This window comes from Muricoccus roseus, assembly GCF_900141905.1.
Lineage (GTDB): Bacteria > Pseudomonadota > Alphaproteobacteria > Acetobacterales > Acetobacteraceae > Roseomonas > Roseomonas rosea.
This window is the reverse complement of sequence record NZ_FQZF01000009.1, coordinates 13623-33276: the sequence shown is the minus strand read 5'-3', so window position 1 is coordinate 33276 and position 19654 is coordinate 13623. Positions and strand designations below refer to the sequence as shown.

Annotated in this window: 17 protein-coding genes; 12 read left to right on the top strand and 5 right to left on the bottom strand. The window is 71.8% G+C overall.

Features of this window, described 5'->3' with window-relative positions; translation table 11 throughout:
- Nucleotides 1–145: 145 nt before the first annotated feature.
- Nucleotides 146–910, bottom strand: a complete 765-nt coding sequence (locus tag BUB97_RS09035) for a gamma-glutamylcyclotransferase (protein ID WP_086062041.1) — start codon at nt 908–910, stop codon at nt 146–148.
- 86 nt (nt 911–996) lie between these two features.
- Between BUB97_RS09035 and BUB97_RS09030 the strand changes: the two genes are divergently transcribed.
- From BUB97_RS09030 to BUB97_RS09020, 3 genes are all read left to right on the top strand, one after another.
- Nucleotides 997–2568, top strand: coding sequence for a D-aminopeptidase (locus BUB97_RS09030; RefSeq protein WP_073133833.1), 1572 nt, complete (start codon nt 997–999; stop codon nt 2566–2568).
- Between the two features lie 47 nt (nt 2569–2615).
- Complete coding sequence (locus tag BUB97_RS09025; protein ID WP_139281316.1) at nt 2616–3038, top strand: hypothetical protein; 423 nt, start codon at nt 2616–2618, stop codon at nt 3036–3038.
- A gap of 229 nt (nt 3039–3267) precedes the next feature.
- Nucleotides 3268–3465, top strand: coding sequence for a hypothetical protein (locus BUB97_RS09020; protein ID WP_073133828.1), 198 nt, complete (start codon nt 3268–3270; stop codon nt 3463–3465).
- Nucleotides 3466–3806: 341 nt separating this feature from the next.
- On the opposite strand, the gene proB is transcribed toward BUB97_RS09020, so the two are convergent.
- The 3 genes from proB to BUB97_RS09005 all read right to left on the bottom strand — a co-directional run bounded on the left by proB (nt 3807) and on the right by BUB97_RS09005 (nt 6768).
- Entirely contained in the window at nt 3807–4925 is a 1119-nt protein-coding gene (proB, locus tag BUB97_RS09015; protein ID WP_073133826.1) for a glutamate 5-kinase, read from the bottom strand.
- A gap of 68 nt (nt 4926–4993) precedes the next feature.
- On the bottom strand, nt 4994–5173 hold the full coding sequence (locus tag BUB97_RS09010; protein ID WP_073133824.1) for a hypothetical protein: 180 nt from the start codon (nt 5171–5173) through the stop codon (nt 4994–4996).
- A 68-nt stretch (nt 5174–5241) separates the two neighbouring features.
- Nucleotides 5242–6768 carry an MDR family MFS transporter gene (locus BUB97_RS09005; protein WP_073133822.1) on the bottom strand — a complete coding sequence of 509 codons (1527 nt, stop codon included), beginning with the start codon at nt 6766–6768 and terminating at the stop codon, nt 5242–5244.
- 157 nt (nt 6769–6925) lie between these two features.
- On the opposite strand from BUB97_RS09005, the gene BUB97_RS09000 reads away from it, so the two are divergent.
- The 9 genes from BUB97_RS09000 to BUB97_RS08955 all read left to right on the top strand — a co-directional run bounded on the left by BUB97_RS09000 (nt 6926) and on the right by BUB97_RS08955 (nt 17699).
- Nucleotides 6926–8962, top strand: coding sequence for an NAD(+) synthase (locus BUB97_RS09000; RefSeq protein ID WP_073134086.1), 2037 nt, complete (start codon nt 6926–6928; stop codon nt 8960–8962).
- A 125-nt stretch (nt 8963–9087) separates the two neighbouring features.
- Nucleotides 9088–9453, top strand: a complete 366-nt coding sequence (locus tag BUB97_RS08995) for an HU family DNA-binding protein (protein WP_086062057.1) — start codon at nt 9088–9090, stop codon at nt 9451–9453.
- A 350-nt stretch (nt 9454–9803) separates the two neighbouring features.
- Entirely contained in the window at nt 9804–11264 is a 1461-nt protein-coding gene (locus BUB97_RS25470) for a replication protein RepA (protein WP_086062040.1), read from the top strand.
- 87 nt (nt 11265–11351) lie between these two features.
- Nucleotides 11352–12404, top strand: a complete 1053-nt coding sequence (locus BUB97_RS08980; protein WP_073133820.1) for a type III polyketide synthase — start codon at nt 11352–11354, stop codon at nt 12402–12404.
- Between the two features lie 35 nt (nt 12405–12439).
- Nucleotides 12440–13099 carry a methyltransferase domain-containing protein gene (locus tag BUB97_RS08975; RefSeq protein WP_073134080.1) on the top strand — a complete coding sequence of 220 codons (660 nt, stop codon included), beginning with the start codon at nt 12440–12442 and terminating at the stop codon, nt 13097–13099.
- Complete coding sequence (locus tag BUB97_RS26180) at nt 13096–14190, top strand: NAD(P)/FAD-dependent oxidoreductase (RefSeq protein WP_073133818.1); 1095 nt, start codon at nt 13096–13098, stop codon at nt 14188–14190. Before BUB97_RS08975 ends, BUB97_RS26180 begins: the two co-directional genes overlap by 4 nt.
- 56 nt (nt 14191–14246) lie before the next feature.
- Nucleotides 14247–15431, top strand: coding sequence for a hypothetical protein (locus tag BUB97_RS08965; protein ID WP_086062038.1), 1185 nt, complete (start codon nt 14247–14249; stop codon nt 15429–15431).
- 62 nt (nt 15432–15493) lie between these two features.
- A complete protein-coding gene (locus tag BUB97_RS08960; RefSeq protein WP_245818250.1) occupies nt 15494–16744 on the top strand; it encodes a DegT/DnrJ/EryC1/StrS family aminotransferase in 1251 nt (416 codons plus the stop codon).
- A gap of 4 nt (nt 16745–16748) precedes the next feature.
- Nucleotides 16749–17699 (top strand): GNAT family N-acetyltransferase, encoded by a 951-nt coding sequence (locus BUB97_RS08955; RefSeq protein ID WP_073133816.1) that lies wholly within the window; start codon nt 16749–16751, stop codon nt 17697–17699.
- A gap of 19 nt (nt 17700–17718) precedes the next feature.
- Here BUB97_RS08955 and BUB97_RS08950 read toward each other — a convergent pair whose 3' ends face one another.
- Nucleotides 17719–19641: a sensor domain-containing diguanylate cyclase gene (locus BUB97_RS08950; protein WP_073133814.1), complete on the bottom strand. Its 1923-nt coding sequence runs from the start codon at nt 19639–19641 to the stop codon at nt 17719–17721.
- Between the last annotated feature and the right edge of the window lie 13 nt (nt 19642–19654).

The following is a 19654-nucleotide window of genomic DNA, read 5'->3' as shown; positions in this document are numbered from 1 at the left end:
CCGAGGCGACTGCAAGGGCAGGAAGTGCGCCCTCAGCTAGAGACCCCTTTGATCATCGTATCCACGGCAGTCCGATGGGGTTCCAAGGGCCTGAGGCCCTTGGCGGGCGAGGGCGGAGCCCTCAACGGAAAAACCTCCACAAGCCTCAGGACATGGTTTCCTGCACGCGCAGCACGGCCTGGGAAAGGTGGTCCACCAGCGGATCCTGGATGCCGAGGCTCCGCAGCCCGTCCCGGGTTTGGAACAGGTATTCGGAGGAGCTGCCGAGTTGCCCGCGCGCGGTGGCCAGGCGGCGCACGATCTCTTCCTCCGGCAGGTCCGCGTATTGCGGGCCGTGGGGGTTGATGGTGAAGGCGATGCCGTGGCCGAACACGGCGCCTGCTTCGTCCCGCAGCGGCGTCCAGTGCGGGATATAGGCGCCGGTCAGCATCTCCCGCCGCCAGACGATCGCGAGTTCCTCCTCCAGCACCTCCTCGGCGATGCGGAAGGCGACGCCGGTGCAGCGCCCGCCCTTGTCCAGGGCGAGGACGAGGCCGGGATTGTCCGGCGTGCCGCGTCCGGCGGGGGTGGAGAGGCAGAAGGCGCGCTTCCAGCCCTCCACGAGGGCGACCCTGCTTTCGGCGTAGTGGATGGTCGGGTTCCAGATGAGGGAGCCGTAGCCGAAGAGCCAGACGGCCTCGGCATCGGCCGGCCGGGCGGCCAGCGTGTCTGCCAGGGATTGCTCGCGCTGCGCGTCGGTCAGAAGGGTGCGGACGCCGGTTTCGCGCACCATGCGTTCCACGGCGCCGCTGAGCAGGTGCTCGCGCGTCATCAGGTTCGGCGGGGCGGGCGCGGTGCCCGCCAGGGATTCCTCCGGCCCGGCCGGTCCCCGTCCGGTTCCCGCCGGGGGCGCCGGGTCCTTGTCCTGCATTCCGCCCGAAGCTCCTTCAGCCCTGCGCAATAGCTTGGCCGGGGGGCCGCTTTACGCCCGGCCCGCCGCCTTCCAAGACTTGGGGCATGACGCCGCTCCGGTCCACCCGTCTCGATTCCTGCCTGGCGGCCCTGCCGCGCGCCTATCCCGGCCCCGGCGGGGCTGTGGCGGTGCTGAAGGAGGGGGAGGTGTTGCTCCGCCATGCCTGGGGCTGGGCGAATGCGGAGCGGCGCATCGCCTTCACGCCGGCCAGCCTGTTCCGCATGTGCTCCATCACCAAGCAGTTCACCTGCGGGGTGCTGCTGGATGCCTTCCCCGACCCCGGGGTGCTGGATTCCGATGTGGCGGCGCGGCTGCCGTTGCTGGAGGAGGCCGCGCCCGGCGCGCTGCATCTCTGCCACAACCAGTCCGGGCTGCGGGACTACTGGGCGGTGGCGATGCTGCATGGCTCGCCGGTGGAGGCGCCCTTCGGCGATGCCGAGGCGGCGCGCGTGATCGGCGGAACGCGGTCCCTGCATTTCGCGCCCGGCACGCGCTACTCCTATGTGAACCAGAACTTCCGCATCCTCTCCGACATCCTGGAGGAGCGGACGGGGCGCGGCTTCGGCGAGCTGCTGCGCAGCCGGATCTTCGAGCGGGCGGGGATGGGGAGCGCCTTCCTTGCGGCCGATACCCGAGCCATGCCGGATGGCACGGAGGGATATGAGGGCAGCCAGGCCACGGGCTTCCGCGCCGCGGTGAACCGGGTGCTCTGGACCGGTGATGCGGGGTTGGGCGCCAGCCTGGACGACATGATCGCCTGGGAGCGGCAGGTGGATGCGACGCGGGACGATCCGGACGCGCTCTACAACCGCCTCGCCGCCCCCGTTCATTTCTCGGGTGGTGCGCCGGCCGAATATGGCTTCGGCCTCGGGCGCGGGGTGGAGTTCGGGCGCGCGCTGACGGGGCATGGCGGCGCGCTGCGCGGCTGGCGCAGCCACCGGCTCTATGTTCCGTCCGAGCGTATTTCTGTCGTGGTGATGTTCAATCACCTGTCAGACGCGCATGCCGCGGCGCTGGACCTGCTGGCCGCGGTGCTGGGGGAGGAGCGGCCGGCGGCGCCCCAAGGCCTGCCGGTGCCGGGCTGGCTGGGCGCCTATATGGAGCCGGAAACCGGGCTTTCCGCCCGCATCGACATGGCATCGGAGGGTCAGGTTCGGCTGCGCTTCGGCCATTCGGCGGAGAGGCTGGACCTGCAGGCGGACGGGACGGCGGGCGCTGGCCGGACGAGGCTGCGCCCCGGCCCTGATGGGCTCTGGATGGACCGGCCGCAGGAGAACCAGTCCTCGCTGCTGCGGCCCTGGGAGGGCGCGGGGCGCCCGGATGTGGCGGGGCGCTACCGCTGCGCAGAGCTGGAGGCCGAGCTGTCGGTGGTGGATGCCGGAGGCGCCCTCTATGGCGGCTTTTCCGGCTTCCTGGGGCAGGGGCGGATGGAGCTGCTGGAGCCGATCGGGGCCGATCTATGGGCGCTGCCCTGCCCGCGGGCGCTGGATCACACGCCGCCGGGCGACTGGACCCTGGCCTTCCGGCGGGATGGTGCGGGGCGGCCGGACGGGGTGACGGTCGGGTGCTGGCTCGCGCGGGGGCTGGATTACGCGCGCTTTGCCTCGAGCGTGTGACGCGCCGTTCATCTTACGCAGCAGCCCAAGAAGAGCTGAAGGTCTGAATGAGCGATTTCCGCCCCGGTCCCAATGCTGTTGGCCCCGCCGAGTATTCCACTGGAACCTGGGTGCGCTGCTTCGTCATCACCGCGCTGGGTCTCGCGCTCTACTGGGTTTGCAGGGCCGCTGCGGAACTGATCGCGGGGCCCGGCTGGGGAACGGCATTCGGGCTCCCCTATGCGCGTGTGCTGGGGCACTTTCTGTCCTTCGGACCGGCGTTTGCCGTTGGGCGCCTGTTGTCAGCCGATCGGCGCAGCGCAGCGCTTCCGCCCATCGTTCCTACCCTCGCTGCAGCCGATACGATCCTGGTCGCGGCGAAGACGCGCCAGGATCCTGTGGGACCCGCCAGTCTGCTCGATCATGTCCTCCGTGGAGCCCTGTTCTACTTCATGTATGCAGGCCTGAAGGGCCGCTTACCGCGGCCCTGAGAGGCGGCCAGCGGTCATTCCTTATCGGATAGGTAGAGCTAGCGAGGGGGCATTCGCCCGAATGAGGGCGTCCGCAGATCCGCAACACGCTCTGGCCCGGGGCTGAATGCCCGGGCGGAATGGAGAGCATAGCCGGTCGGCATTGGAGGTTCGGGGCGGGAGGGATCAGGTTCTGGGTCACGGAAGCGGCGCCCCTGCCGCGGAACACAGAGCTGAAAGGGAACCTCCCATGCGCAAGATGATCGCCACGCTGAGCCTCGCCACCGCCCTGGTCGCGGGTGTGGCCGCCCCCTCCTTCGCCGAGGGCGACTATGTCTCTGGCCCGACCGCCTCGGGTGCCTTCAGCCAGGCGGATGCGAGCCGCACGCCGCTGGCCGGCAACAACAGCCGGGGCGCGAACTTCGACATGTCCCGCCAGGGCGCCTGATCCGGCCGCGCGCTTGGTCTGATCTGACGGTCTGTCCCGGGGAGAGGAAGAAGGAATTCTTCCTCTCCCCGGACCCGTCGAAGGCAGTGCCTTCGACCATCACTTTCTTTTTCAAGTTTGGAATGACGGGGCTGTCGGTGAGCCTGAGGTCTTGGACCTCAGGCGACTGCAAAGGCAGGAAGAAGCGCCCTCAACAGGAGACCCCTTTGATCCGGGGCATCCAGGGCAGTCAGACGGGGTTTGGCGGGTGAGGGCGGAGCCCTCTCTTCAGGCTGTGCCCTTCACAGGACCCGAGGAGAGACGCGCCTGACAGCCTCGCCGTCCCCTCGTTTCCGGAGCCTTCAGACGAGGACGAGGTCGTCGCGGTGGATGATCACGTCCCGCCCGCGCCAGCCGAGGATGGCTTCGATCTCCGCGCTGCGGCGGCCCGCGATCTTGCGGGCGCTTTCGGAATCATAGGCGGTCAGGCCGCGCGCCAGTTCCCGCCCGTCGGGCGTGCGGATGCTGACGGCGTCGCCGCGGTCGAACACGCCTTCCACCTCCCGGACGCCGGCGGGCAGCAGCGAGCTTCCCTCCGCCAGCGCCTTCGCCGCGCCGTCATCGACCACGAGGCGTCCATGGGGGGCGAGGGAGCCGGCGATCCAGCTCTTGCGGGCGGAGCGTCCCTCGGGCGCGGCCAGGAACCAGGTTGAGCGGGCGCCGTCCAGCATGGCGGAGAGGGGATGCGGAGCCTTGCCGAGCGCGATGGCCATCGCGCAGCCCGCACCGGTCGCGATCCGGGCCGCGATCAGCTTCGTGCGCATGCCGCCGGAGGAGTAGCCGGGTGGCGGGTCGCCGCCCATGGCCATGATCTCCTCCGTCACGCGCTCCACCACGGGCAGGTGCCGCGCGTCGGGATCGCGTCGCGGATCGGCGGTGTAGAGGCCGTCGATGTCGGAGAGCAGGACGAGCGCATCGGCTTCGATCATCTCGGCGACGCGGGCGGCGAGGCGGTCATTGTCGCCGAAGCGGATCTCGGCGGTGGCGACCGTGTCGTTCTCGTTGATGACGGGGACGCAGCCGAGATGCAGCAGGGTCTTCAGCGTCTCGCGTGCATTCAGGTAGCGCCGGCGGTCCTCGCTGTCCTCGAGGGTCAGCAGCACCTGGGCGGCGGTCATGCCATGGGCGGCCAGGGCATGCTGCCAGGCGCCAGCGAGGCGGATCTGGCCCACGGCGGCCGCGGCCTGCTTCTCCTCCAGCCGCAGCGCGCGGCGGGTGAGGCCGAGGGCGTGGCGGGCCAGCGCGACGGCGCCGGAGGAGACGAGCACCACCTCCGCGCCGCCCGCCCGCAGGCGCGCGGCATCGGCGGCCACCGAGGCCAGCCATTCGGCGCGGGGCGCGGCCGTCTCCGGGTCCACCACCAGGGCGGAGCCGATCTTCACGACGATGCGCCTGGCGCTGGCGAGGGACGGGTTGGCCATGCCAGCGCGTTACCACGGGCCGCCGGGAGGGGCGACAGGGCTGAGCACGGGGCGCCCCCGCGCCCGGTTCAGGGCTGGCGCGGGTCCTCCCCGGGGTGAATGGCTTGGTCCTCGGCAGTCTCCATCTTCTCCTCGGCGGGGCGGGTGGTCTTGCGGACCTCTTCCTCCGGTGCGACGCGCTGGCGCTCGAAGCGCAGGCGGCGTTCCTCCTCGGTTTCCTCGCTCTCGCTCGTGGGGTTCTCGCTCATGGGCTTGGCCCTCCTCGGGGACGGAACGCGGGGAGGGGGAGGGGGTTCGGGCCCGTCTCAGCTCCGCCTCAGGCGCCGGTAGGGGCGGGACGGTCCTCCAGCGAACTGCGGAGCGTCTGCTCGGGCAGGCCCATCACGAGGAAGAAGGCCGCGCTCATGACCACGCCGCTGAGGCTGAAGCAGCCGGTGAGGGCCGTCCGATAGGCCTCGGACAGCAGGGCGTGCTGCTCGGGCGTCAGGGCGGCCAGGGCGGCGGCGCCGCCGCGGGTCATGGCCTCCACATCCACCGGGCCGGCGAGCCGGGCGGAGAGGATGGCGCCGGAAGCGGCCACTCCCACCGCCCCGCCGAGGGAGCGCACGAAGGTCATGGCCCCCGTGGCCGCGCCGAGTTCCTTATGGGCCACGGCGTTCTGAACGGCGGTAGTGAGGTTAGGCATGCCCATCCCCATGCCGAGGCCGAGGGCGCCCATGGCGATAAGGAAAAGCGCCGGCGGGGCGGCGAACCAGGAAAGGCCGGCCAGCCCGGCCAGCGCCACCGCTTCCAGCCCCAGCCCCCAGAGCAGAAACCCCTTGTTCCGCCCGAGCCTGGAGGCTGCCCGGCCGCCGAGGACGGAGGAGAGCACCATGCAGCCCACCTGGGGCAGCATCATCATCCCGGCCCTCGCCGGGCTCATCCCGAGGACGAGCTGGAAATAGAGCGGCAGGAAGACGGTCGAGCCCAGCATGGCGAAGGTCATCATGCCGCTCACTCCCACCCCGCGGGCGAAGACGGGGTTCCGGAACAAGCCGAGGCGGATCAGCGGGTCCTCCGCCCGGCGCTCCCGCCAGAGGAAGGCGGCGAAGAGGGCGAGGACCACCGCGGCCATGCCCGCGGAAATGGCCGAGACCCAGGGGAACTCGGTGCCGCCCCAGGCCAGGAACAGCAGCAGGGTGGCGGTGAAGCCCGCCATGAGCAGCGTGCCCGCGATGTCCAGCGGCTGGCGGCGGCCGGAGGGCGGGGTGCGCAGCCCGAAGCCGATGAGCAGCAGCGCCACCGCCCCGAGCGGCAGGTTTACGTAGAAGACCCAGCGCCAGGACAGGGCCGAGGTGATGATGCCGCCGAGCAGCGGCCCGGCCACGCTCGCCAGGGCGAAGGTGCCGGTGAACAGCCCCTGGTAGCGCGGCCTTTCCCGTGGCGGGACCACATCGCCGATCGAGGCCTGGGCCAGGACCAGCAGGCCTCCCGCGCCGAGCCCCTGCAAGGCGCGGAAGAGGATCAGCTCCCCCATCGAATCCGAGGTGCCGCAGAGCAGCGAGCCCGCGAGGAAGATGACGATGGCCACCAGGAACAGACGCCGCCGCCCGAAGGTGTCCGACAGCTTGCCGTAGAGCGGCGTGGTAACGGTGGAGGAGAGCATGAAGGCCGTCACGACCCAGGAGAGATGCGCCATCCCCCCGAGATCGGAGACCATGCGGGGCAGGGCCGTGTTGACGATGTTCTGATCGAGCGAGGCGAGCAGGATGCAGAGGATGGCCCCGGTGAAGACGGTGCGGCGCGAGGCCGGGCGCGTGGGGGGAATTGCCTGGGCCTCCGGCCGGGGAGCGGTATCGGGCATTCACGAAGGGTTCCGGGAGCAGAGCGGCACAACCTGCTCTTAACGCCGCCGGCAGGCGAGAGGTCGTGACCCCGGCGCGGCTTGCGCCCGGTCCGGCTGCGGGAGGATGCTCCGCCCCCGCCAACGCGGCCCCTTCTGGATCGTTCAGACCGACGTGATGAGCTTCCACGCCCTCTACCGCCACGGCTTCGCCCGGCTCGCCGCCTGCACCACGCGCGTCAGCCTGGCCGACCCGGATGCGAATGCCACCGCCATCCTCGCCGCGGCGCGGGACTGCCACGCGCGGGGGGCCGCCGTGGCGGTGTTCCCCGAGCTGGGGCTGTCCGGCTACGCGATCGACGATCTCCTGCTGCAGGACGTGCTGCTGGATGCGGTCGAGGCGGCCGTCGCGCGGCTGGTCGCGGAATCGGCCGGGCTGCTGCCGGTGCTGCTGGTCGGCGCGCCGGTGCGGCATGACGGGCGCCTGTACAACTCCGCGCTGGCGATCCATCGCGGGCGGCTGCTCGGCGTGGTGCCGAAGATCCATCTGCCGAACTACCGCGAGTTCTACGAGCGTCGGCATTTCGCCTCCGGGGCCGGGACGGAGGGGCGGACGATCCGCATCGGCGCGCTGGAGGCGCCCTTCGGCCCCGACCTGATCTTCGACGCCGAGGACATCCGCGGCCTGACGGTGCATGTGGAGATCTGCGAGGATCTCTGGGTGCCGGACCCGCCGAGCAATGCGGGGGCGCTGGCGGGCGCGGTGGTGCTGGCCAACCTGTCCGCGAGCAACATCACCATCGGCAAGGCGGACACGCGCCGGCTGCTCTGCGCCTCGCAATCCGCGCGTTGCCTGGCGGCCTATGTCTATGCCGCGGCGGGCGCGGGCGAATCCACCACCGACCTCGCCTGGGACGGCCAGGTTTCCATTTTCGAGAACGGCGCGACGCTGGCCGAGAGCGAGCGTTTCCCAGCCGGCCAGCAGATCGTCTTCGCCGATACCGATCTCGACCTGCTGCGGCAGGAACGCGCGCGGCAGGGCACCTTCGACGACAACCGCCGCATCAACGGCAAGCCCTTCCGACGCGTCGCCTTCCGGCTCGACCCTCCGATGGAGGATATCGGGCTGGAGCGGCGGGTGGAGCGGTTCCCCTTCGTGCCTGCCGATCCGAAGCGCCTGCACCAGGATTGCTACGAGGCCTATGCGATCCAGGTCTCGGGCCTCACCCAGCGGCTCGGCGCGATCGGCAATCCGAAGATCGTCATCGGTGTCTCCGGCGGGTTGGATTCGACGCAGGCGCTGATCGTCGCCGCGCGCGCGATGGACCTGATGCAGCGCCCACGCACGGACATCATCGGCTTCACCATGCCGGGCTTCGGCACGAGCGAAGGGACCAGGTCCAGCGCGCACCGGCTGATGGCCGCGCTGGGCATCACCGCGCGCGAGCTCGACATCCGCCCCGCCGCGACGCAGATGCTGAAGGATCTCGGCCATCGCTTCGCGGGTGGCGAGCCGGTCTATGACGTGACCTTCGAGAACGTGCAGGCCGGGCTGCGGACCGACTATCTTTTCCGTGCTGCCAACAACGAAGGCGGCATCGTGCTCGGCACGGGCGATCTTTCGGAGCTGGCGCTGGGCTGGTGCACCTATGGCGTCGGCGACCAGATGTCGCATTACAACGTCAATGGCGGCGTGCCGAAGACGCTGATCCAGCATCTCATCCGCTGGGTGGCGGAGGAGGGGATCTTCGAGGCCGCGGTGTCCGACGTTCTGCGTGACGTGCTGGAGACGGAGATTTCGCCCGAGCTCGTGCCCGCCGATGCGAGCGGCGCCATCCAGAGCACGGAAGCGAAGATCGGCCCGTACGGGCTGCAGGACTTCAACCTGTTCTACATTCTCCGCTACGGCTTCCGGCCTTCGAAGATTGCCTTCCTGGCGCTTCGGGCCTGGGGCGATGCCGCGCGGGGCGACTGGCCGCCACATTTCCCCGAAGCCCGCCGTGCGGAATATGACATCGCGGTCATCCGGCAATGGCTGGAGGTTTTCCTCGCCCGCTTCTTCGGTTTTTCCCAGTTCAAGCGCTCGGCCCTGCCGAACGGGCCGAAGGTTTCGGCGGGCGGTTCCCTCTCCCCGCGCGGGGATTGGCGGGCGCCTTCGGATGGCTCGGCGGCGGCTTGGCTGGCCGAGTTGCGCCGCAACGTGCCCGAGTCGTGACGGGGGCGGGTGTGGCGCGGATGCCAATTTTGCCCGGCCCCATTGAGGAATCGCGCCATCCCTATTGTTGACTTCCGCGCTTCGTGGTGATTTCGGCGACCACGCGCAACAGACAGGCGGATCACATGGCAAAGGCAGCGGCACCCAAGAAGCCCGCGGCGAAGGCTCCGGCGGCGAAGGCCCCCGCGAAGGGTGCGGCGAAGGCCGCGACCTCGGCGGTGGTGAGCCTGAAGCAGCTCGCGGCTTCCCTGGCGGAAAGCCACGAGATGCCCAAGAAGCAGGCCGAGACGATCGTCAACGACTTCGTCCAGTCCCTCGCCGACCACCTCAAGGAAGGCGCGAAGATCCGCATCAACGGTCTCGGCATCCTCGAGGTGAAGTCGCGCCCCGCCCGCATGGGCCGCAACCCCGCGACCGGCGAGCAGATCCAGATCGCCGCTTCCAAGAAGATCGCCTTCCGCCCCGCCAAGGAGCTGAAGGAGGCCGTCTGACGGTCCCTGCGGCGCTCCCTGGAGCGCCGCGCCTGCCGGTGGCGCCCCTTCGGTGCCGCAGGTGCGGCCTGGCCCCATGCGAGCCAGGCCGCCGCCTCCCGCCGCGGGTCCGATGGGCCGGCAGGGCGGGGGAAGATCCGGGCGGGCGCCCGGCGCGGCTTTCTGGCCGCACCCTCGAAGCTCTCGTCTTTTCGCCCCTCCGGGACCTCCGGGCGGGGCCAACTTCGGCTGCGCGGGCTTGCCGCAGCCGGGCGTGGCGATTATCTCCGTGCCGAGACGGCCGCCTTCTCCTCGGCTCCGGCCATGCGGCCCCCATCGCCATCCCTTTCGAGTTCTGACCCCTGCCGTCCATGACGACCCGTACCGATCCAGCCGTCACGGCGGAAACCGATCGCGCGTCCGCGCCCGAATCCGTCCAGTGGCACCACGCCGCCTTCTGTCGCCTCGGCCTGCCGGTCGAGCCGCTGACCGAGGCATGGCGGCGGGACGGCGCGGGCGCCGCGCTCCGCATCGCCCCCGCCGTGGCCGGCGAATCCCTGCCGGATGGCCCGGGGCTGCGCCTGCTGCTCGCCTATCTCTGCGACAGCGCGCTGCGTGCCGGCAGCCCCTCCGTGGCGCTGGGCGCGGATGCGGCGGAGCTGGCAGCGCGGATGGGGCTGGGGGAGGGGGCCGTCGCCCCGCTGGCCGAGCAGGTGGAGCGGCTGGTGGGCGCGCGGATCACCGTTTCGGTGGATGACGGGCCGGAGCTTTCGGTCCTAGATGCCCGTAGCCGCCCGCGCGGCGGGGGCTGGCCCGCCCAGGTGAAGCTGAACGCGCGTTTCCTGGTGAGCCTGGCCGAGCACCCGGTGGCGCTGGACCGCGCGATCCTGCGCGGCCTCTCGGCTTCGGCCGAGGCGATGGACGCCCATGCCTGGACGCGCGAGGCCCTGGCGCGGGGCGGGCCGGATGCCACCGTGACCACGCCCTGGCCCGAATTGATGACGCGCTTTGGCGCGCCGGGCGCCGATGCCGCCTCCTTCCGGGCCGCCTTCGAATCCGCCCTGCGCCTGGTCTTTGAGGCCGATCTGTCGATCGAGCTGGCCGTGGACGATGAGGGCGTGAGCGTGCGCCATGCCCAGCCCGCCGAGGCCGTGGCGGCCGGGGCACCGGCAGCGGCGCCGCCCGTGCCCCCGCCGGCACCGCTGCCCGAGCCGGCCCGGCCTGAGCCGGCGCAGGAGGCACTCCCGCAGCCGCCGACCGGCCCGCGCCCCGGCGAGGATACCCGCCGGGAGGGCCGGACGCGCGACGACCGCGCCCGGGACGACCGCCCGCGCGACGAGCGGCGCGATGACCGCCCGCGTGAGGACCGCCCTCGCGAGGATCGGCCGCGCGAGGATCGGCCGCGCGAGGATCGGCCGCGCGAGGACAGGCAGCGGGACGACCGGCCGCGCGAGGACCGGCGTCCGCGCCGCGAGGAGGCGGCCGAAGGGAGTGGTCCGACGGATCAGATCATGGACGACATGATCCGCATCCGCTCCCACCTGACCGGCCTGCCCCAGGTGGTGTGGCTGCGCCGCGGGCACGGAGACGAGAACATCCTCGTCGGCGTGACCCCCGGCACGCGGCTGGATACGGACCGGCTGACCGTGCTGATGGTGGAGCCGATGGTGATGCAGGTGAGCGGCGGCCTGGGGCAGAGCGACTTCGAGCGCGTCTCGGCCTGGGTGATGGCGAATCGCGACCTGATCGACGAGTTCTGGGAAGGGGGCATCTCCTCCGCCGAGGAGGTGATGCGCCGGGTCCGCAAGGCGCCGGGTCCGACCTGGCGTTAGGGTCCGGCCCGCGCTGACGGGGACGTGTCCGGCCCGGAGGTCGTCACGCCTCTGCAAATTTCGTCCGTCGGCACGAATTGAGGGGAGATGGCCCCTGCCTTCCTCAACCGAATCGGCACCGCTAACCCGGGCCATGAGGTGCATGACACCTTCCGCGCCTTCGCGGAGGGGCTGATCCCCGAGGGCCGGGAGCGCCGGCTTTTCTCGCGCATGGCCGACCGGTCCGGCATCAGCCGCCGCTGGAGCGTGCTGCGCCCGGATGGCCGGCCAGGATATGTGGATGCGGAGGGCTTCTACGAAGCCGGTCGTTTCCCGACCACCCGGGCGCGGATGGCGCGCTGGGAGGCGGAGGCGCCGGCCCTGGCCTTCCGGGCGCTCGAATCGCTCGGGCCCGTGGAGGGCATCACCCATCTCATGGTCGCCTCCTGCACCGGCTTCGCGGCGCCGGGGCTGGACCATGCGATCAGCGCGCGCCTCGGCCTGGATGAGACGGTCGCGCGGACGAATATCGGCTTCATGGGCTGCCAGGCCGCCATCGTGGCGCTGCGCCTGGCGCGGGATGCCGTGCGGGCCGACCCCGCCGCCAGGGTGCTGGTGGTGAATTGCGAGCTTTGCACCCTGCATCTGCAGGAGAGGCCCGAGGTGGAGCAGCTCCTCTGCTTCCTGCTGTTCGGGGATGGATGCTCCGCCGCGCTGGTGAGCGCCGATCCCGAGGGGCTGCGGCTCGATGGTTTCCGCTGCGCGCTGCTGCCGGAGGCGGAGGAGCAGATCGCTTGGCGCGTGGGCGACAACGGCTTCGACATGGTGCTCTCCGGCGAGGTGCCGAAGAGCCTCGCCCGCGCGCTGCCGCCGCGCCTTCCCGCGCTGCTGGACGGCGCGCCGCCGGAGGCTTTCGACCTCTGGGCCATCCATCCCGGCGGGCGTTCCGTGCTGGACGCGGTGGAGGAATCCTGCGGCCCGCCGCAGGGCGCGCTGGCCGCTTCGCGCGCGGTGCTGGAGGCGCATGGCAACATGTCTTCCCCCACTATCATGTTCGTGCTGCGCGACATGCTGGAAGCGCGCGAGGCCGGGCGGCGCGGCATCGCCATGGCCTTCGGCCCCGGACTTTCGGCCGAGACCATGCGCTTCGCGACGGTCTAGCCGTGCTGCGCGCGCGTTCCTCCGCGCCGGAGATCATGGATGACGCGGCGCAGGACTTCGCCGCCTTCTCCGCCGCGCTGCGCGACCTCGAGCGCATCAACCGCATGAGCCTGGCTTATTGCCCGACGCTGCGATGGCTGGATGCGCTGGCGCGCCGCACGGGGGCGCGGCGGATGCGCGTGCTGGATGTCGGCGCGGGCGGTGGCGACATGCTCGCGCGGGTCGCCGCCTGGGGTGCGGCACGCGGGGTCGCGCTGGAGCTGGTCGCGCTGGACCGTTCGCCGCATGCGGCCGTTCACGCGCGCGCGCGGCATCCGGGCCTGCCCGTGCGCTGGATGACCGCGGATCTCTTCGCGCTCGATCCCGCGGAGCGCTTCGATGCGGTGATCTGTGCGCTGTTCACCCATCACCTGGATGACGAGACTCTTCTGCGCTTCCTGCGCTGGATGGAGGCGCGGGCGGAGCTCGGCTGGTTCATCAGCGACCTGCACCGGCATCCGCTGCCCTGGGGCGTCGTCTGGGCCGGGGTGCGGCTGCTGCGGATGGACCCGATGGTGGTGCATGACAGCACCGTCTCCATCGCCCGTGGCTTCTCGCGCGCGGATTGGGAGGGGCTGATCGCGCAGGCGGGCGTTTCGGCGCGCCTGGGCTGGGCCTTTCCCTTCCGCTGGACCGTCTCGGGCGGTGCGGCGTGACGGATGCGCTGGTGGTCGGCGGTGGGCCGGCGGGGGCGGCGGCGGCCATCACCCTCGCGCGCGGCGGCGCCTGCGTGACGCTGGTGGAACGCGAGGCGGGCGCGCGGGAGAAGGTGTGCGGGGAATTCCTCGGCCCCGATGCGGCGCGGCTGCTCGAAGGGCTTGGCCTCTCCCTGCCGGGGCTGGGCGCGGCGCCGATCGAGGGGGCGATTCTGGCCAGCGGTCCGCGCGAGGCGTGCTGGAGCCTGCCCTTCAGGGCCTGGAGCCTTCCGCGCGCGGTGCTGGACGAGGCGCTGCTGGGGCTGGCGCAGGGCGCCGGCGCGCGGGTGTTGCGCGGGCGCGCCGTGGCCGGTGCGGCGCGTGAGGGCGCGGCCTGGTCCGTCCGGCTTTCGGACGGGGCCGCGCTGCAGGCCGGCGCGCTGGTGCTGGCGACCGGCAAGCATGAGTTGCGCGGCCATGCCCGACCAGTGCCGGGCGGCGCGATCGGGCTGAAGCTGCCGCTGCGCCTGGAGGAGCCCCTGAAGGATACGGTCGTGCTGCTGCCCTCCGCGGGCGGATATGCCGGCCTGCAGCCGCGCGCGGGTGGTGGCGCGAATCTCTGCGCCGCGCTGCGGGCCGCGGGGGCGGAGGCGCGTGACCCGGCGGCGCTGCTGGCGCGCGTGGCGGCGGGGTCGGCGCGGGCGGCCGCGCTGCTGCGGGGCGCCGAGCCGCTGCTGCCCCGGCCGATGGCCGTCGCGCGCGTGCCCTATGGCTTCCGCCACCGTGACGCCGGCGCCGCGGAGCCCGGCCTGTACCGCATCGGCGACCAGTTCGCGGTGGTGCCCTCCCTCGCGGGGGATGGGGTGGCGATGGCGCTGGAGGGCGGGGCGGCGGCCGCGCGGGCGATCCTGGCGGGGCAGCAGGCCGGCGCCTTCCATGCGGCGTTGAACCGCCGCTTCGACCGGCCGATGCGCTGGTCCGGGCTCGTCGCGCGCGGGATGGAGGCGGCGCCCGGCGCGCTCGCCCTGGCCGCCGGGGCGATGCCGGGCCTCGCGCGCCTCGCCGCCGCCCGCATGCGCTTGCCTGGGGCTGGCGGCTTCACCCCGGCTTAACCGCGCCGCGCCATCCTGCCGGCGGCCGCATGGCCTTCACCGGAGGGTAGGCCAGGATGGCATCCCATGTCGTCGCCTTCGTGGGCGAGAACGAGAACGGCATTCTCGCTGATTTCAGCCGCGCGATCATGGAGCCGCTCGCGCCCATGGGGCTGCAGGGGCATCTGATCGACCTGCACGAACCCGGATGGGCGGACCGGCTGCAGCCGCTGGCGCGGGAGGGCATCGCCTTCGCCTGGGGCGCGGCCGGCATCGGCTCGCGGCTGGATGTCGGCGGCGAGAATCTCTGGGAGCTGCTGCAGGTTCCCTTCGTCTCGGCGCTGGCCGACACGCCCTGCCAGCTTCCCACGGCGCATCGGGTTTCCTCCCGCTTCGTGGCCAATGGCTACATGTTCCGGGATTGGCTGGATCTGCAGCGGCGCTTCATCCGTTCGCCGCAGATTTCGGCACTGCTGCCGCATGGCGTGCTGCCGAACCCCGCGCGGGACGACATTCCCTGGTCACGTCGGCCGCATCGCATGGTCTTCGTGAAGACCGCCGACGATCCCGTGCGACGCCGGGCCGAGTGGAACGGCTGGCCCGCGCCGCTGCGTGCCGTGCTGCATGATGCGGCGGAGATCGCGGCGCTCCGCCCGACCGGCGACATCACCGACATCGTGCTCGATGCCGCCATGGCGCGAGGCCTGTATCTGGAAGAGCGATTGGAAATACTCTTCGCGCTCACCTTCCAGGTGGATCTCTACATCCGCGGCCTTCGAGCGGATGCCTTTGCCCGTGCGCTGCTGCCGCTGGATGCCGTGATCATCGGCCGTGGCTGGGATCATCTCGATATGGCCAGTGCCCGCGCGACCTGGCGGGCGGCCATCCCCGCGGGGGAGTTGCCCGCGCTCTATGCCGCGACGCAGTTTCTGGTCAGCACCAATCCGAACTTCAGCCATGGCGTACATGAGCGGATACCCAACGGATTCGCCGCGCGGGCCTGCGTCGTCTCGGATCAGAATGCGTTCACGCGTGGGCGCCTCGCCGGGATTCCGAGCTTCTTCGGCTGCGAATGGACAGCGCATGACCTGGCCGAGCGGATCGCCGCCCTGTTTCACGACCCGACGGATCACGGGCCGCTGACCGATGCCGCGCTGGCGATGGCGGAGGAGGAGTTCGGCCCGGAGGGCTTCCTGCGCGGGATGATCGACCTTGCGGGCCTCGTCCAGGCCGGAAACCGGTTGGAAAGGTTTCCTTCCTAGCCTTCGACCCGGCCGTCCGCCCAGGCGGGCGGCGCCCGGTCAGGATGATCAGGAGCGCCATCATGCCCTTGGACGCCACCCGTCCGCTCGGCCCCACCCGCCCGTCGCGCATGTCGGCGCGGCAGGAGAGCCCGATGATGGCGCGCGGCTTTGCCGCCCCCGCCATGCCCGTCGCCCGCCCGCGCCTGCCGGACGCGCGCGCCATCCTGCCCTATCTGCAGGAGATCGACGCGAATCACTGGTATGCGAATCACGGACTTCTCTGGCTGCGCCTGCAATCTCGGCTGGCCGCGCATTTCGGCGTGGCGCCGGAATCGGTGGCGCTGACGGCGAATGCGACGCTGGGCCTGGCGCTCGCGCTGCGCGCCAGCCTCGTCGCGCCCGGGCGCAAATGCCTCATGCCCGCCTGGACCTTCGTCGCCACCGCCGGCGCCGCGCGGGAGGCCGGGCTGGTGCCGCATTTCGCCGATGTGGATTCCAGCAGCTGGGCGCTGGACCCGGATGCGGTGGAGGCACGGCCCGACCTGGACGAGATCGGTGCCATCCTCGTCGTCGCCCCTTTCGGGCGCCCGTTGGATACGGCGCGGTGGGATGCGCTGTCCGAGCGGACCGGCATTCCCGTCATCATCGACGCGGCGGCGGCCTTCGATGCCCTGCGGGTGGGCGGGCCGATGCCGGTCGGGCGCTGCCCCGTCATCGTCAGCCTGCACGCCACCAAGGCCTTCGGAATCGGGGAGGGCGGGGTGGTGCTGTCGCAGGATCCGGACTGGATGGAGCGGCTGCGCCGGCTCTGCAGCTTCGGCTTCCTCGGCTCGCGGGAGGCGGTGCTGGCCGGGACCAATGCGAAAATGTCGGAATATGCGGCGGCCATTGGCCTCGCCGCGCTGGATGTTTGGCCCGAGACGCGCGCGGGCTGGCTTTCCCTCACGCGGCATTACGCCGAGGCGCTGGCGGGCGATCCGCGCCTCGCGCCCTCTCCCGGCTTTGGCGGGGATTGGGTCAGCGCCACGCTTTCCGTGCTCTGGCCGGCCGACCGGCTGGATGGCATCGCCGAGCTGGAGCGGGAGGGAATCAGTACGCTGCGCTGGTGGGGGGAGGGGTGCCATCGCCACCCCGCCTATGCCGATTGCCCGCGCGATCCGCTGCCCGCCACGGAATCCATCGCGCGCCGCGCCATCGGCCTGCCCTTCTGGCGCGACATGACGGCGACGCAGGTGGACTATATCTGCGGCGTGGCGCGTCGGGTCGCGGGGCCGGGGGCCTTGCCGCTGCGCCCGCGCAGGACGGTCCAGGCGCTGCGCGCCCTGGCCTGAGCGCGTGGCGGCGACGCATCCCTATGCCGGCATGTCCTATGCCGGCACGATGGCGCATCTCGGCCGCCCGTTCTGGGTCGCGCCCTGGCGCAACGCCATGCTCCTGCGTGAGGCACCGGGCGGGGCGCTGGATGCCGCCGCGCCCTATCCGCTCGGCGTGCTGGAGGAGCGGGCGGAGCTGGCCGCGGGGATGGGGGTTCTGCGGGAGGCAGGGGCGGTCAGCGTGGTGCTGGTCGCGGACCCCTTCGCGGCGCCTTCGCCGGACTGGCTGCGGCGCGGCTTCTCCCGCGTGGTCCCGTTCAAGACCCATTGGGCCGTGGAGCGCGCCGCGGGCGCCTTCGCGCCGACGGCGCATCATCGGCAGCGCATCCGCATCGCGGGCCGCCGATGCCGGATCCGACGGGCCCGTCTGCGGGACCATCTGGAGGATTGGTGCCGCCTTTATGCCGACCTGTCGCGGCGGCATGGCATCACCGGGCTGCACGCCTTTCCCCGCGCCTGCTTCGAGGGACTTGCCGGGATCGAGGGGCTGCATGCCTTCGTCGCCGAATCCCTGACGGGCGAGGTGATCGCCATGCATCTCTGGATGGATGACGGGCGGACGGCCTACAGCCATCTCGCGGCCACCAGCGCGGCGGGATACGCCGCCAAGGCGCCTTTCGGCCTCTATGCCGCGGCCATCGAGCATTTCGCGGCGCGTGAGGCGATCGATCTCGGTGGTGGCGCGGGGCTGGCCGACCGGGCCGATGACGGGCTCGCCCAGTTCAAGCGCGGCTTCGCCAATGCCGCGCGCATGGCGCATCTCTGCGGCGAGGTGCTCGACGAGGCCGCCTATGCCCTGCTTTCCGCCGGGCGGGACACCACCGGCTATTTCCCGGCCTACCGCGCGCCCTCGGCCGTGAAGGGAGGTTCGACGCCTGCCTCATGCACGGTCGAGGCCCGAGGCGGCGGCTGAGGGAACCGAGTGAAGGGGCTCAGTGATGCCCCTGGCGCTGCGTCTGGATCGCGATGATGGAGGGCGCTTCCACCACCCGGTTGCGGCCCGTCCGCTTCGCCTCATGCAGAGCCGCTTCGGCCGCGTCGACAAGCACGGAGGCGTCGGGCAGCGCGCCGGGTAGGGGCTGGGTCGCGGCCAGGCCAAGGCTGGCGGTGAGAGAGCCGGCTCTCGCCGCCCGATGGGGAATGGCGGTGGCGGCCACGGCCAGCCGCACGCGTTCCGCCACGTCCTGCGCGCCGGCCATGTCGGTCCTTGGCAGGATCACCGCGAAGCGGTCTCCGCCATGGCGTGCCGCGACGTCGGCCGGCCGGCGGATGGCGGCATCGACGGCGCGCGCCACGGCGCGCAGCGCATCGTCGCCCGCCGCATGGCCGTTTTCCTCGTTGAAGCCGCGGAAGTGGTCGAGGTCCAGCAGCAGGACGGCGACCCAGCCTCCCTCCCGGCTGCAGCGGCTCCACTCCGCCGCCAGCAGGGCGTCGAAGCGCTGGCGGTTCGCCAGGCCCGTCAGCGCGTCGGTCATCGCCAGGGCGCTCATCCGCTCCTCGATCGCCTTGCGCCCGGTGGCGTCGCGGAGGACGGCGAGGCAGGAGCCGGGGGCCGCCGCCTGATGCGCCCCGAGCCCGCGCAGGCTGGCATCGATCCAGGCCGGGCTGCCATCCGGCCGGGTCACGCGGAGAAGGATCTCCTCCTGCGCGCCGGGCTGCCGCACGGCTTCGAGGGCGGCGCGCAGGACCGGGCGGTCCTCCGGATGGATGACGTCCTCCATGAAACGGCCCAGCAGCGCGCGGGCGGGGAGGCCCAGAACGCGGACCGCGGATGGCGAGACATAGTCGACGCGGCCATCCGGCCCGATCTGCGACAGCATGTCGCCTGAATGCTCGGCTACCAGTTGCGCCCAGGAATCGCCTTCCGCCGCGCGGTGCTCGGCGTCCCGCCGCAGGCGGGACTGCCGGATGAAGCCGAGGCCGAGGAGCAGGAGAAGTCCCCCGACGGGGATGGCGGAGGCGGCGCGGAGCACGGCGCCGCTGGTCCAGCGGGCGAGAACATCCTCCACGCCGAAGCCGATGGCGACGGCGATGGGGTAGCCCTCCGCCACACGGTAGGCGCCCACCCGGTCCACCTCGTCCACCGGGGAGGCGAAGTGGAAGTGTCCCGAGCGGAGCGGCGCGATCGGCTCCCGGAAGGGAGTCCGGTTGAGGACCGGGCTGCCCAGCACGGCCTCGTCCGCCGGGACGCGGGCCAGCAGCCGCCCGTCGGTGCGGAGGAGGGCGACCATCCCGCCCCGGCCGAGGTCATAGCCGCCGAATTCCTGCGTGAAGGCGCCGATTTCCAGGGCCGCGACCACCACACCGCCGAGGTGGCCGGAGGCGTCGGCGTAGCGGCGGGACAGGGGGATGATCCACTGCCCGTCCAACCGGCTGCGAATGGCTGAGCCGACCTGCAGGCCGAGCCCCGCATCCTCCCGATGCGCGCGGAAATAGCCGCGGTCGGCGATGCTGGTCCCCATGGCGGCGCCGACGAAGGAGGTGAACAGCAGGGTGCCGTCCGCCCCGTAAACCGAGATGTTCCGCAAGGCGGAGGGGGCATGGAGCTGCCGACGCATCAGCCACCCGACCCGTGTCAGGCTGGCCGGGCCAGTGCCCTCCGTTTCGAGCTGCTCCGCGATGGCGGCGGTGATGCTGCTGGCCTGGGCGAACTCGGATTCCGCGGTGCTGAGGAGGGCGCGGGCGAGATTGGCGGCCGCGATCTGAGCCTCTTCCAGGCGGGCCTCGCGGGCGGTCCAGATCTGCCACCCTTCGCTGCACAGAAGGATGAGGGTGAGAAGGATGAGCGCTGGATAGGCGAGGCGTGACCGAAGGCCGGCGGGGCCGGAAGGCGAGACGCTGGAAGTCAGGGGCAAGACGCTGTCCCTC